Source organism: Leptothoe sp. LEGE 181152 (assembly GCF_032906605.1).
Lineage (GTDB): Bacteria > Cyanobacteriota > Cyanobacteriia > Phormidesmidales > Phormidesmidaceae > Leptothoe > Leptothoe turfae.
Genome location: NZ_JASATU010000012.1, coordinates 80,540 through 95,810, shown reverse-complemented (window position 1 = coordinate 95,810; position 15,271 = coordinate 80,540). Strand labels below are relative to the sequence as shown.

Annotated in this window: 5 protein-coding genes; all 5 read left to right on the top strand. The window is 57.1% G+C overall.

Annotated features, from left to right (window positions below; translation table 11 throughout):
* Window positions 1–50: 50 nt before the first annotated feature.
* The 5 genes from QGP82_RS06875 to QGP82_RS06855 all read left to right on the top strand — a co-directional run bounded on the left by QGP82_RS06875 (window position 51) and on the right by QGP82_RS06855 (window position 15,255).
* Window positions 51–1,556 (top strand): condensation domain-containing protein, encoded by a 1,506-nt coding sequence (locus tag QGP82_RS06875; RefSeq protein WP_163702297.1) that lies wholly within the window; start codon window positions 51–53, stop codon window positions 1,554–1,556.
* 4 nt (window positions 1,557–1,560) lie between these two features.
* On the top strand, window positions 1,561–2,604 hold the full coding sequence (locus QGP82_RS06870; protein ID WP_499058002.1) for a TauD/TfdA family dioxygenase: 1,044 nt from the start codon (window positions 1,561–1,563) through the stop codon (window positions 2,602–2,604).
* A 52-nt stretch (window positions 2,605–2,656) separates the two neighbouring features.
* Complete coding sequence (locus QGP82_RS06865; RefSeq protein WP_499058001.1) at window positions 2,657–7,198, top strand: amino acid adenylation domain-containing protein; 4,542 nt, start codon at window positions 2,657–2,659, stop codon at window positions 7,196–7,198.
* Between the two features lie 3 nt (window positions 7,199–7,201).
* The gene (locus QGP82_RS06860; RefSeq protein ID WP_499057999.1) at window positions 7,202–10,492 is read left to right on the top strand and encodes an amino acid adenylation domain-containing protein; all 3,291 of its coding nucleotides are present in this window, start codon (window positions 7,202–7,204) and stop codon (window positions 10,490–10,492) included.
* Between the two features lie 173 nt (window positions 10,493–10,665).
* Window positions 10,666–15,255, top strand: coding sequence for a type I polyketide synthase (locus QGP82_RS06855; protein WP_499057997.1), 4,590 nt, complete (start codon window positions 10,666–10,668; stop codon window positions 15,253–15,255).
* Window positions 15,256–15,271: the final 16 nt, after the last annotated feature.

Here is a 15,271-nt window from a genome sequence, read left to right as displayed (position 1 = left end):
TTATGGATTTTTAGCCTCAAATTTATCGAGAATTATTCTTTTTAAAGGTCATGACTTCCACACTTCGGCCAGCCATTGCCCAGCTATCCGATAAGCGATCGCAGCTAGCGACCCTGCTGCGATCTCACCTTCAACATCCCAATACGTTCCCGCTGTCTTTTGCCCAACAGCGGCTGTGGTTTCTGGACCAGTTGCAACCGGGTAATCCGGCCTACACAATGATGGCCACGGTGCGGCTGCGGGGCGACCTGGATGTAGCCGCATTAAAGTGTGCCTGGCAGGATTTGGTGCAGCGTCATGAATCCTTAAGGACGCGTTTTGTGCTGGTGGATGGTCAACCCTATCAGCGGGTGCAGCCCACGGGGGCTGTCTCGTTGACCCAGCTAGATTGGCAAGATTTACCATCAGCGGACCCAACAGCGGCCATTCAATCCCAGGCGCTTAAGCTGGTGCAACAGCCCTTTGATTTAGAGCAAGATGGATTGGTGCGCTCTCATCTGATCCAATTACAGACCGAGACCCACGTACTATTGCTCACCCTGCACCACATTATTTCTGACGGCTGGTCCATGGAAGTGTTAATCCGGGAGTTAGCCATTCTGTACAATGCCCATCAACGGGGGCAACAGGCTCAGCTCCCCCCTATGCCCATTCAATATGCTGATTTTGCCGTCTGGCAGCGACAGTTTTTGCAGGGAGACATTTTAGAAAAACAGTTTAACTACTGGCGTACTCAACTCTCTCCGCCGGTGTTGCCCAGCCTACCCACCGACTTTCCCCGCCCTGCCGTGCGCAGCCACCGCGGCCACCGACATTCCCTAGGGATATCGCCAGAACTCACAGCCCAGCTGCAAACGCTGAGCCAGCAGACAAATGCCACTCTGTTTATGACCACCCTGGCCGCCTTTCAGGTCTTGCTATATGACTATGCCCAGCAGGCCACAATTCGAGTGGGTACCCCCATTGCTAACCGAGATCGCCCGGAAGTGGCTAACCTGATTGGCTTTTTTACCAATACGCTGGTACTGGGTGCCGAAATCGACGACAAGCTGTCCTTTTGTCAATGGCTACAGCGAGTGCGCGACCAGGCAGTCAATGCCTATGCCCATCAGGATTTACCCTTTGAAAAACTGGTGGATGAACTTCAACCCGAACGGGATCTAAGTCAAACACCGCTATATCAGGTTTGGTTTTATCTCCAGGACGATCCAGTCACCACGGTGTCGTTTCCGGGGCTGACCCTAGAACCGATTGAGATTGACTTGGGCACCGCTAAGCATGACCTGAAGCTAGGTCTATGGAAAAGTCCCCAGGGATTACAGGGGGCATTGGAGTACAGCACCGATCTCTTTGAATCGGCTACAGTGGCTCGGCTAGCCCGTGGCTATGAAGATCTCCTGACCGACATTGCCCGCGATCCCGACCAGTCAATTGCAGACCTGGTCCAACATTTACAACAGCGACAGCAGCAAAAAATGCTGGAACAAAAACGAGCGCTGTTATCGACCCAGCGGCAAAAGCTTAGAGGCACCCGCCGTCAATCCTTTACTTCCTAGCCCTATGACTTTTTCTTCTCGTCAGCGGTTGACTGGCATTCGTCGCCGCTCGGTTCAGGTCTCTTCGGAATCTTTAATTACAGCTCAGACCTTGGCTGCCGACCGGCGGCTACCGCTGGTGGTGCGACCCACCCAGGGTTCCCTCAACTTGGCTGCCTGGGCTGAGACCCAGCGAGATTGGATTGAGACTAAACTCCATCACCATGGTGGACTGTTATTTCGTGGTTTTGACAGCGCAGATACCCTGGGGTTAGAACAGTTTTTAAACGTGCTCAGTGACAATCTGTTGGACTACGCCTACCGCTCTACGCCACGCACTCAGGTGAGTGGCAAGGTGTATACCTCAACAGAATATCCGGCCAGCCAGACCATTCCGTTGCACAACGAAATGGCCTATAGCCGTCAGTGGCCCCTCAAAATTGCGTTTCTCTGTGTCCAGCCTGCTGTCTCGGGGGGGATGACGCCCATTGCCGACAGCCGTCAGGTCTATCAGGCCCTGCCAACAGATTTGCGATCGCGCTGGCAAGAACAACAAATCCTCTATGTGCGTAACTATGGTGGCTCCCTCGATTTGCCCTGGCAAACCGTATTTCAAACGGACGATCCGGCGGCGGTGGAAGCGTTTTGTCAGGCCAACGGCATGACCTGGAGTTGGGGCAACGGCAACCGTCTCCGCACCCAGCAGATCTGTCAGGCGGTGGCCCGTCATCCCCACACCGGAGACTGGGTTTGGTTTAATCAAGCCCATTTATTTCATATTTCTAACCTGGAGCCAGCGGTGCGTGAAGGGTTGTTAGCTGATATCGCCGAAGCAGATTTACCACGCAACGCATACTACGGCGATGGTTCGGCCCTGGATGAGGCCGATGTCGCCATTATTCGCGCGGCCTACCAGGCCCATACGGTGATGTTTCCCTGGCAACAAGGGGATGTGTTGCTGCTCGACAACATGTTGGCGGCCCACGGACGTACTCCTTATAGTGGCCCTCGCAAGGTGTTGGTGGGCATGGCCCAACCTCACCAAAACCTTGCAGGGGTCGCTGACTAACTGTTCGTTTTTTGTTTCCTAATATCTTTCTCTAACCATCAGCGTAGATCCTATGCAAATTACCCAAGCCCCCCCTCCGTCTGAAATTGCAGGTTATCGTCTTTCTCCCCAGCAGCAACGTTTATGGCGACTACAGCAACGCTATCCTGGACAGCCCTTTCGCGCTTCGCTACGGTTGCGATCGCCCCAGCCCTATGCTGCCGCAAAGCTTTCTACAGCCCTACAACAGCTGATTGATCGACATGAAATTCTGCGTACGACCTTTCCCACCCTGCCGGGGATGACAATGCCACTACAGGTAATTGCAGAAACCCTGTCGAGTCAGTCGGTACTGACGCAGCATAATGATGTAACCCTGTCGACTGAGGTCGTAAAAGCCCAGGTGCAAACCCTGTTGGCGCAGGCGTTTGACTGGGTGAAAGGCCCCCTGTTTCAAGTGCACTGGATTCAGCGAGGGGAGTACGATGAGTTGCTATTTAATTTGCCAGCGCTGTGTGCCGATGGTGCCACCCTGTCACTGTTAGCCAACGAATTCCAGCAGTTCTATGGAGAAACCCCTGGAGAAACCCCTGGAGAAACCTCGCAGATCAATCAGGAGCCCCCACTGCAATACGCTGATCTAGCCGAGTGGCAGACCGATCTGTTGGCAGGGGAAGATACCGCCGCCGGACGTAGCTACTGGCGACGCTCAAGCAATTTGGAACAGGTAATACAACGACTACCTTTGGAGCGGTCAGCGGACTCTACTGTGGCTGACACCGTTCACCTCCAGGTCCATTCTGTTGTGTTGCCGGTGGAGCAAACCCAAACCCTATATCGCTGGGCAGCTCAGCAGGGAGTGACAGTAGATGAGGTGTGTCTGACACTCTGGCAGATTTTAATCGCGCGACTCACTGAACAATCGACATTCACCTTGGGTTATAGCTGTGATGCCCGTCAGCATTATGAAGAGCTGCAAACGGCCTGTGGCCCATTAACCCGCGATCTGCCGCTACAGGTAGACCTGCAGCCCAACCAAAGTTTTGCCACGCTTGTCGCTCACGTTCATCAGAAACTAGAAGAAATTAAACCCTGGCAGGATTGTTTTGCCTGGGAAAACGTGCAGGATGAAGCTGGCTGGTTTCCCATTAGCTTTGGTGTGCAGTCAGCTTCCCCAGACGAGTTCTCTCTAGAAACTCTCTCTCCTGTGAAGGTTATGGCAGCCAACGCTCTGCTAGAACCCTCCATGTTAAAGCTAGTGTGTCGGTCCGCAGCAAACACCCTCACCCTAGACTGGCTCTACGACGCTAGCCGTTTAGAGTTATGGGCTATTCAACAGATTCAGAACCACTGGCAAACCCTGATGACAGCAGCAATAGCCGCACCGGAGATGACTATTTCGCAGCTGCCGTTACTCAGTGCAGCAGAGCGACAAGCCTTACTGGTGGACTTTAATCAAGCCACCAGCCAGCCCTGCGGCTATACCAGTCTACATCAGTGGTTTGAGGCCCAGGCAGTGCAAACGCCTAATCATCCGGCTGTGCGGTTTGAAGCAGATTGTTTAACCTATGGCCAGCTGAATAGTCGGGCGAATCAGTTGGCCAAAATGCTGCGGCAGCAAGGGGTAACGTCGGAGACTGTGGTGGCCGTAGCCCTCCCCCGTTGTCTCGACTGGGTTGTTGCCATCCTGGGTATTCTCAAAGCTGGAGGGGCATACTTGCCCCTAGACCCCCATCTGCCCACTGAACGGCTCCAAACCATTTGCCAAGGTGCGGCTGTAGTACAGGTATTGACTCGGTCGGAATGGTGCGATCTCATTCCCGAGACTGTTCCCACCCATTGTCTAGATACCCCCTGGGACGAAACAGATACCGAGAACTTGCTTCACCAGACAGCTCCCGAACATCTGGCCTACGTGATCTACACCTCTGGTTCAACAGGACAGCCTAAGGGGGTGGCCGTTGAACATCGCCACATCCTCAACTATGTGCAGGGTATATTACCCCAGTTGGGTCTAGAGGCCGATGCCCACTATGGTTTAGTGTCCAGTGTGGCCGCAGATTTAGGTAATACCGTGTTGTTTGCAGCCCTGTGTACCGGCGGCTGTTTACACCTGATTGATGATGATCGAGCCCTACAGCCTAGTGCCCTTGCCGACTACTGTCGTCAATATCCCCTCGATTGTTTAAAAATTGTGCCGTCCCATCTCGGGGCCTTGCTCAGTGATGAATCTGCCGCCGTCTGGCTGCCCCATCACTGTTTAGTAATGGGTGGAGAAGCCGCCCCAGGATCCCTGGTCGCAGAGATACGCCGTTATCGGCCCCAGCTTAAACTGTTAAATCACTACGGCCCCACTGAAACCACCGTTGGGGTGCTGACCTATACTGTGCCCGAGCACTTCGAGCCAGCCACCACCCTGCCCCTAGGTCAGCCGCTGCCCAACATCCAGGTTTATGTTTTGGACCCTCACCATCAGCCAGTGCCGGTGGGTATTCCCGGTGAGATTTATGTGGGTGGTGCGGCTGTTAGTCGAGGCTATCTCAATCGCCCCGACCTAACTACAGAGCGATATATCACCAATCCCTTTGCACCGGGACGGCTCTATCGCACCGGCGATCGGGCGCGTCACTTACCCAGTGGCCAGCTAGAATTTTTGGGTCGCATTGATGACCAAATTAAGCTGCGGGGCTTTCGCATTGAACTGGGAGAAATAGCCGCCGTACTGCAACAGCATCTGGCTGTTCAACAGGCGATCGTTCTGTTACGCAAAGAGACCGAGACGCCCCAACTGGTGGCCTATGCGATTGCCCCGACTACGTCTGTAGAAGACCTGCGAACATATCTAGCGACAAAACTGCCTGACTACATGGTGCCAGCAGCGGTGGTGCCATTACGGAGTTTTCCCCTCACCGCCAACGGTAAAATTGACCGCCAGGCATTGCCTGCCCCCAATCGTGGTTCGGCGGTTGAGCAGACGGCTCCCAGCAGCGATGCTGAAAAACAACTGGTGGCCATCTGGCAAGACCTGTTGCGGACGGAGACTATCGGCATCCACGACAACTTTTTTGAATTGGGTGGGGACTCCATTCTGAGCATTCAGGTGATTGCCAGGGCCAACCAGGCCGGTCTACAGCTCACCCCCCGCCAACTCTTTGATCATCAAACCATTGCGGGCCTAGCCGCCGTCGCGGGCACCGCCACAGCGGCCAAGGCGGAGCAAGGCCCCATGAGCGGTGTGGCCCCCCTCACCCCGATTCAACATCGCTTCTTTGAGCAGGCAGTTGATAATCGCAATCACTGGAACCAGGCCCTCTTGCTGGAGGCACGAGAGTCTCTCAACCCAGATTTACTGGAGCAAGCGCTCAATCATCTGAGCCAGCATCACGATGCCCTGCGGTTACGGTTCCAGCGTCAAGACAATCGCTGGCAGGCGGTGCATGGAGACCACAGGCCGCTTTCGCTGCAGCGGATCGATCAGACAGGCTGCGCTGATGCCGACGTGGAAACCCAGATTGTGACCCACGCCGACGCCTTGCAAACTTCATTAAATATTACCGATGGACCGCTGATGAGGGCCGCCTGGTTTGACTTTGGCCCTGCCCGCTCGGCCCGATTATTAGTGGTGGTGCACCATCTAGTGATCGACGGTGTATCTTGGCGGGTGCTGCTGGAGGATTTACAGACGGTTTATGGCCAGCTGCAAAGTGGAGTTGCGATCGCACTGCCCCCCAAAACCACCTCCTTCCAACAGTGGGGCGAACACCTGATCACCTACAGTCAATCAGCGGACCTGCAACAGACCCAGCTCGCTCCAAACACGGCCACTCTACCCCTGGACTTTACCGACGGCAACAACACAGTGGCCTCTGCACGCACACTGGCCCTCAGTCTGGATGTCACCGAAACCGAGGCGCTGCTACGGGAGGTGCCCAAGGCCTACCAGAGCCAGATCAATGACGTACTGCTAACGGCATTGCTGCAAGGGATGGCCCCATGGACCCAGCAATCGTCCCTAATGATTGAGCTAGAGAACCATGGCCGCGATGATTTTGACGGCCAGCTGGATCTCTCCCGCACCGTGGGCTGGTTCACCGCCATCTTCCCAGTGCAGCTGACGCTGCCTACGGACCCCAATCCTGGAGCGGCACTGATGGCCATCAAAGAACAGCTGCGTAGCCCCGGCAGGCCTCTGGATTACGGCGTTGGCCGATATCTCAGTACCGCAGGCCAAAATCACCCAGAGCCCGATTTAGTGTTTAACTACCTGGGCCAGTTTGACAGCAGCCTGCCCGGGGCCAGTTTGTTTGGTTTGGCTCCAGAATCCGAGGGTCACAGCCGAGACCCTAAGACACTGCGACGCCACGTGATTGAGATTAATGGCCGGGTGTTGTCCGGCCAACTGCAGCTGGCCTGGACCTACAGCGATCAGTGCCATCGGCGGGAAACCATGGCCCAGGTAGCCGAGCAAACCATGGCCGCCTTGAAAGCGCTGATTGCCCACTGCACCTCTAATGAGGCTGGCGGCTATACCCCCTCTGATTTTCCCCAAGCCAACCTGAGTCAGACGGCCCTCGATCAGGTGCTAGCTCAGTTGCAAACCAGTGGGGAGGGTTAAACCATGCAAAAAGTAGATAATCTCGAAGACCTGTACGAACTGACCCCCACCCAGCAGGGTATTTTATTCCACAGTTTAATGGCCCCCAATGAGGGCATGTACTGCACCCAGTTTGGCTTTACCCTCCAGGGCGATCTGGCCATCGACACCTTTTGTCAGGCCTGGGAACACACTCTGGAGCAGCATTCCATTCTGCGCACGGCCTTTGTTTGGGAAGGCTTGGAAAAGCCAATCCAGCTTGTTCGTCAAAAAGTGGCGCTGCCATTGACTCAGCTGGATTGGCGAGACCGGTCCACCGCTGAGCAACAGCAAGAGCTAGAGACCTGGATCCAGCAGGATCGACAGCAGGGATTTACCCTTTCCCAGGCCCCCCTGATGCGGCTGACATTAATCCGCTGGGCCGACACCACCTATCACTGCATTTGGAGTAAGCATCACCTGCTGCTGGATGGCTGGTCTACCAGCTTAGTGCTGAAGGCTGTACTGACTCGATACGAGGCCCTACGGCAGAACCAGGCACCCACCCTCACACCAGCACCGCCCTACCGCGACTATGTGGCCTGGCTCCAGCGGCAAGATTTAGCTCAGGCAGAAAACTTTTGGCGATCGCATCTCCAGGGATTCATCGCCCCCACACCCCTGGGCATTCCCCGCACCCTCAAGCAGTCGGCAGGCACCTCAGACATCGCCAATGCCACCCACCTGATTAGCCCTGAACTGACACAGACGCTCAAAACCTTTGTCCGCCAACATCAGCTCACCTTAAATACGTTGGTGCAGGGGGCCTGGGGCCTTTTACTCAGCCGCTATAGCGACGAAACCGATGTGGTCTTTGGGGTAACCTCCGCCGGACGTCCCCCAGATTTACCAGGGGCTGAGGCCATGGTGGGGCTATTTATCAACACGCTGCCCGCCCGCGTATCGGTGGATATTGATCAGCCCTTAGTGCCCTGGCTGCAGTCTATTCAGGCGCAGCAGGCCAGCCTGCGGCAGTACGAATATAGCCCGCTCACCCAGGTGCAGCGCTGGAGCGAGGTGCCCCCTGGCACCGCTTTGTTTGACAGTATTGTGGTGTTTGAAAACTACCCGGTGGACCCAGAGCTACAGGCGGTTTCCCAGGAGGCGGCCACCAACCAGCAGGCTAAAATCAGCGATATCTACACCACCGAGCGTACCCACTACCCCTTAACCATCGTCGCCCTGACGGATCCGACGGCGGCTCCGGGGGGACTGGAACTGCAGGGGCTATACGACCCGCAGCAGTTTGAGGCCGATAGTATCGAGCGGCTACTGGGGCAGCTGGCCTGCCTGCTTAAGGCCATCCCTGACCATGGCACCGCAGCCCTCGGAGAGCTGCCTTGGATGACAGAGGCTGAGCGTTTACAGCTACTCAGCTGGGGCCAGGCCCAGGGGAGTTTTCCCAAGCAGCCAGGGCTGGTGGAGCGCTTTATCACCCATGTGGAACAGCGTCCCGATGCCGTGGCCCTCTTAGACGGCGATCGCACCCTCACCTATCAAGACCTCGATCGACGTTCCACTCAGCTGGCCCACTATCTCGCCCAGCAGGGGGTGACCGCCGAGACCCGAGTGGCGCTATGTTTGCCCCGGAGTTTAGATTTAATCGTGGCCGCCCTCGGTATTCTTAAAGCGGGAGGGGCCTATGTGCCGTTGGACCCCAGCTATCCCACCGAGCGGCTGCGCTGGGTTTTATCCAACGCGGAGCCAACGGTGGTCGTGACCCTAGCGGCAGAAATCGAACGGCTAGGGTTAGCGCCTGAGGTCAGCGTCTGCCTGGACCGCGATGCTGAAGTGATTAACCAGCAGTCCAGCCAGCTAACGCTACCCACCCCTCAGCCAGGGCAGCTGGCCTACGTGATCTATACCTCCGGCTCCACCGGACAGCCCAAAGGGGTGATGGTGCGCCATGGCGAAGTGGTGCGCCTATTTACGGCCACGCAGCAGTGGTTTCAGTTTTCCCATGAGGATATTTGGCCGTTATTCCATTCCTTTGCCTTTGACTTCGCAGTTTGGGAAACGTGGGGAGCCCTACTCCATGGCGGACAGCTGGTGATTGTGCCCTATGAGATCAGTCGGTCACCCCAGGCGTTTTACCAGTATTTGCAGCAAACCGGGGTGACGGTGCTGAACCAGACATCAACGGCGTTCCGTCAACTCATGGCCATAGACGAAGCGGTCCAGGCCCCCCTAGCGCTCAAATGGGTGATTTTTGGTGGGGAAGCCCTGGATTTACCCAGCCTCCGACCCTGGTTTGAACGCCATGGCGATCGCACCCCCCAGCTGGTGAACATGTACGGCATCACCGAAACGACGGTGCATGTCACCTACCGGCCCCTGCGCCAAGAGGATGCCCTTGCCTCCACCAGTATGATTGGCGGTCCCATTCCTGACTTAGCCCTCTATGTCCTCGATCAGCACCGACAGCTGGTGCCGGTGGGGGTGCCAGGGGAGCTATATGTGGCCGGTGCCGGGGTATCCCTGGGCTATCTAAATCGCCCAGAGCTAACGGCAGAGCGCTTTTTAGAAAATCCATTTGATCCGCATCTAGGAAAAATGTATCGCACAGGCGATCAGGTGCGGTGGCGGTCCGACGGCGATCTCGATTATCTGGGCCGCTTGGACAATCAGGTGAAGCTGCGCGGTTTTCGCATTGAGCTAGGGGAAATTGAGGCAGCAATCAACCAGCATCCGGCAATCCGGGAAGCAACGGTAATCCTGCGCCATGACCCACCAGCTCAGCCGCGACTAGTGGCCTACACGATCTATCGCGATCAGCCCCTCAGCGAAGGTGAACTGCGCCAGTGGCTCAAGGGCAAACTACCGGACTACATGGTGCCAGCCGCCATGGTGACTCTGCCCGCATTTCCCCTCACCCCCAACGGCAAACTCGACCGGCGGCAGCTGCCCGCCCCCAGTGGCGAGCGCCCATCCCTGCCCGTGGCCTATGCCGGACCCCAATCGGAGCAGGAACAAACCATTGTGCGCATCTGGCAGGATTTGCTGCATCTGGACACCGTGGGTATCCATGACAGCTTCTTTGACCTGGGGGGGGATTCCCTGGGACTGATGCAGCTACATCACCGACTGCAGACAGAGCTAAAGACATCGTTTGAGCTGATGGATCTGTTCCGGTATCCCACGGTGCATGACTTTGCTGAATTCCTTAGCACCCAGACTCCAGCTGAGCCTACGCCAGCGGCTGCCCCCCAGCGGCAGCAAGGAAAATCCCGTCTGCAGCAACAACGGCAGCGCCGCCAAACCACGAAATCTCGATAGTTCCAGTGCTTATTTCAGGTAACAACACAAAGCGAGACGGTTTCCTAAGGAATTCGGAGTTCGGAATTCGGAATGATCTCCCTTTTACTTCTTACTTCTTACTTCCGCCTTCCGCCTTCCACCCTAGCCGAAATTTCTTGACTTAAGTTGATCCCCCTTATTTCAGACTCACCATGACGACTCACTACACGGGCTTAGAAACCGCCGTTATTGGCATGGCCGGTCGCTTTCCCGGTGCCCCCACCCTGGCTGATTTTTGGCACAACTTACAAAACGGCGTGGAATCGGTCTCCTTCTTTTCGGAGGAGGAACTGCTGGATGCCGGCATTGAGACGGCAACGGTAAAGCAGCCTAACTATGTCAAAGCCCGCGCCATTCTTGAAAATGCCGATGTGTTTGATGCCGGGTTCTTTGGCCTCAGTCCCCGCGATGCCGAAATCCTTGACCCTCAACAACGGGTATTTTTAGAAACCGCCTGGACCGCCCTAGAAACCGCTGGATACGACCCGCAACGGTTTGGGGGAGCCATCGGCATATACGGCGGAGCCACCCTCAGCAGCTATTTATTTAATCTCTACAGCAACCCCCATCTGATGCAGACCGTGGGCCAGTTTCCCCTGGTGCTGGGCAATGGTCGGGAGTTTCTGACGACGCGGACCTCCTATTTGATGAATTTGCAGGGGCCGAGTGTGAATGTGCAAACGGCTTGTTCTACAGCGCTGGTGGCGGTTCACCTGGCGAACCAGGCCCTGCTTAGCGGCGAATGCGATCTGGCCCTGGCGGGCGGTGTTTCGATTCGGATGCCCCTAAAGGGGGGATATGTCTATCAGGAGGGGGGAATTTCCTCCCCGGATGGTCACTGCCGCGCCTTTGATGCCAGTGCCAAGGGCACGGTGGGCGGCAGCGGGGTCGGGATGCTGGTGCTCAAGCGGCTGGAGGATGCCCTGGCGGATCGCGATACGATCCATGGCGTGATTAAGGGGTCCGCCATCAACAACGACGGCTCCGCCAAAATGAGCTACACAGCTCCCCGCATTGAAGGGCAGGCGACGGTAATTCGGACAGCCCAGCAGGTGGCGGAGGTGGAGCCGGAGAGCATTCAATATATCGAGGCCCACGGGACGGGAACGATTTTGGGTGACCCCATCGAAGTGGCGGCCCTAACCCAGGCATTTCAAACGGCGCAGCAGGGCTACTGCGCCCTGGGGTCGGTGAAAACAAATATTGGCCACCTGGATGCAGCGGCAGGGGCAGCGGGGTTGATTAAAACCTTGCTGTCGCTAAAGCAGCGGCAGATTCCCCCCAGTTTGCATTTTGAATCGGCTAACCCCCAGATTGACTTTGACCACAGTCCGTTTTACGTCAACGATCAGCTACGGCCCTGGCCCGAGCAGTCCAATAGCCCCAGGCGAGCAGGGGTGAGTTCCTTTGGCATGGGGGGCACCAACGCCCATGTGATTGTGGAGGAAGCGCCTCCGGTGGCGGCCACTAGTGCCTCCCGTCCTTGGCAGCTGTTGCTGTGGTCGGCTAAAACCGAGACCGCTCTGGACGCAGCGACTCAGCAGTTGGGCCCGGCGTTAGAACAAGTGGATTTGGCCGATGCTGCCCATACTCTCCAGGTGGGGCGGCAGGCCTTTGCGCATCGGCGGATGATGGTGTGTTGCGATCGCACCGATGCCCTCACCGTTCTCAACGGAGCCACCTCCCAGCGGTTAAAGTCCAACACTGCCCCTGACACCGTCCCCCAGGTGGTATTTCTGCTACCAGGCCAGGGAGCCCAGCATGTGGGCATGGGGCAACAGCTTTACGAAACGGAGCCCCGTTTCCGCCAGGTGATTGATCGCGGAGCCGAACTGCTGCAGCCCCACCTGGGTCTAGATATTCGGCAGATCCTCTACCCAGACGATGGCCAGATGGCCGAAGCAACGGAACAGATTTGCCGCACCGACATCGCCCAGCCCGCACTCTTTCTGGTGGAATATGCCCTGGCCCAGCTGTGGCAAGAGTGGGGCGTTACCCCCAAGGCGTTTATCGGCCATAGTCTCGGGGAATATGTCGCCGCCTGTCTAGCAGGGGTGGCGGATTTAGACACCCTGCTACCCCTGGTGGCATTGCGCGGTCGGTTAATGGCCCAGCAGCCAGAGGGAGCCATGCTGAGCGTGGCTCAACCCGCTAGCAAAATTGAGGCCCAGCTGCCGATGGATCTAGTTTTAGCGGCGGATAATGCCCCCGAGCTATGTGTCGTGGCCGGGCCAATTGAGGCCATCGCCCTCTACCAGCAACAGCTAGAGGCCCAGGACATTGCTTGCCGGTTGCTCAAAACCTCCCATGCCTTTCATTCACCGCTAATGGCCGGTGTTTTAGAACCGTTTCGCCAGCATCTGAGCCAAATTGCCCTCAACCCTCCCAAACGACTCTGGGCCTCCAACCTGACGGGCACCTGGATTACCCCCGAGCAAGCCACCGATCCAGACTACTGGGTGCAGCATCTGCTGCAGCCGGTGCAGTTTCGCCCTGGTTTGGAAACCCTCAACAATGATCGGTCGCTGCTGCTGGAGGTGGGACCGGGGCAAACCCTCACCACCCTGGCTCGCCAGCATGGCCTGAAAACCCCATCGATCATTCCATCCCTGGGGCACCCCAGAGATCCTCAGCCGGATCTCGCCTGTTTGCTATCGGCGGTGGGGCAGCTGTGGCTGGCTAATGTGGCCATTAACTGGCAGGGCTTTTATGCCCATGAGCAGCGGCGACGGATCCCCTTGCCCACCTATCCCTTTGAGCGGCAGCGCTACTGGGTTGAAGCTCAGCCCTTAGCTGCGGCCCCCCAGCCCATGCTACAGAAAAAGCCCGATGTGGCTGACTGGTTTTATCTACCGGAGTGGCAGCGTTCTCACCTAAGACCGGCGGTGGCCCACACTACGTCCGAGGCAGCCTGGCTGTTGTTTGTGGATGACACCGCCCGTAGCCAGGCCATTGCCCAGGGGTTATCCGTGGCCCACACCGCCGTCACGGTATACCCTGGCGACAGCTTTAGTCGCTTAGATCGGCACACCTTTACGATCAATCCCCACCGCCCTGAGGACTATCGAGCCCTGCTCAATGGGTTGGGGGACCACCGCCCCACCGAAATTCTGCACGGCTGGAGTCTGGCCGCAGCGACCGACTTTGACGAGATTCAGACCCAGGGCTGCCAGAGCCTGCTGTATTTGACCCAGGCCTTAGCCCAGTGCGGTTGGCACCATGATCTGCGGCTAACGGTGCTGGCCGCCAATATTTTGAACGTCAATGGCACCGAATCCCTGTCCCCAGCCCATGCCACCATCCTTGGCCCCTGCACTGTGATTCCCCAGGAATATCGGCAAATCACCAGCCGCCTGGTGGATTGGCCGGTGGATGGCGATAGCCCCAAGGAGCTAAAAGTACTGCTGGCAGAGCTGGTCGCTGGGGCTGCTGAAGAACCGACGGTGGCCTATCGTCACGGACTGCGGTGGGTACAGCGCTTTGTCCCCATGCCTCTACCGGAGGCAGAGCCAGCGCTGCTGCGCCAACGGGGTGTTTATTTCATTACCGGCGGTCTGGGGAATGTGGGTCTTACCCTGGCCGCATCCCTGGCCCCCTGGCAGGCCAAGGTGGCCCTGCTGAGTCGACGCAGCCTGCCGGATCGCGCTCAGTGGCCCGCTTATTTAGAGAATGTGCCCACCGATCCGATCTGTGACAAAATTCGCCAGATTCAGGCCATGGAGGCTGCGGGTGTGGAGGTGCTCATACTCGCCGCTGATGTGGCTGATGCGGCACAGTTGGAGGGTGCGATCGCAAAAACCGAAGCCCACTTCGGCCCCCTCAACGGCGTCATTCACGCCGCCGGTGCCGTTGGTGAGCAGGCCTTTCGCATGATTGCAGAAACGGGTAGCGCTGAACTAGAGCAACAGTTTCAGGCTAAGGTTACCGGACTGCAAAACCTGGCGGCGGCCCTAGAAGGCAAATCGTTAGACTTCGGATTGCTGTGTTCGTCGCTAGCCTCAGTCTTAGGTGGTTTAGGCTTTGCCAGCTACAGCGCCGCCAATTACTTTATGGATGCCTTTGCCCAGCAGCAGTCCCAAGGCGACTCCTTGCCCTGGATGAGCATTAACTGGGATGGCTGGCGGTTTCAACCGGACGAGCATCCAGAGCTGGGGCAAACCATGGCCGATTTTGCCCTCACCCCGGCGGAGGGCAGCGCCGTGTGGCAGCGGCTGTTTGCCTATGCCACCGTGCCCCAAATGATTGTCTCCACGGGGGACCTCAAGGCGCGCCAACAGCAGTGGCAGCCAGCGCCAGCGACCACCACCGACGAGGCCAATCGTCCCCAGTATGATCGCCCGGATCTAGCTGGTGACTATCAGGCGGCCACCACCCCCTTAGAACAGCAGGTGGTGGAGATTTGGGAGTCATTTTTAGGCATTCGGCCCATCGGCATTGACGATAGCTTCTTTGAACTGGGCGGCCATTCCCTGCTGGCCACCCAGATTATGGTCCATCTGCGTCAGCAATTTCAGGTGGATATTCCCCTGCGCTGCTTGTTTGATAACCCAACGGTGGCTGGTCTGGCCGAAGCGATTGTTCAACACCAAAGTGAGCATCAGCCGGTGGTGGATGCGATCGCACCCCTACCCAGGTTTGAAAGCTCAGACATCCAGCAATTGCTAGACCAGATCGATCAGCTGCCCGAATCCCAGGTGGATAAACTGCTCCACCAATTTTCCCAATTGCAGGCCCTAACCTAGTTTCTACATATCCCCG

What these genes read in the sequence shown, in the direction of transcription:
- QGP82_RS06865 (WP_499058001.1), top strand. Translation starts at nt 2,657, where the DNA reads ATGCAAATTACCCAAGCCCCCCCTCCGTCTGAAATTGCAGGTTATCGT.
- QGP82_RS06870 (WP_499058002.1), top strand. Translation starts at nt 1,561, where the DNA reads ATGACTTTTTCTTCTCGTCAGCGGTTGACTGGCATTCGTCGCCGCTCG.
- QGP82_RS06875 (WP_163702297.1), top strand. Translation starts at nt 51, where the DNA reads ATGACTTCCACACTTCGGCCAGCCATTGCCCAGCTATCCGATAAGCGA.
- QGP82_RS06860 (WP_499057999.1), top strand. Translation starts at nt 7,202, where the DNA reads ATGCAAAAAGTAGATAATCTCGAAGACCTGTACGAACTGACCCCCACC.
- QGP82_RS06855 (WP_499057997.1), top strand. Translation starts at nt 10,666, where the DNA reads ATGACGACTCACTACACGGGCTTAGAAACCGCCGTTATTGGCATGGCC.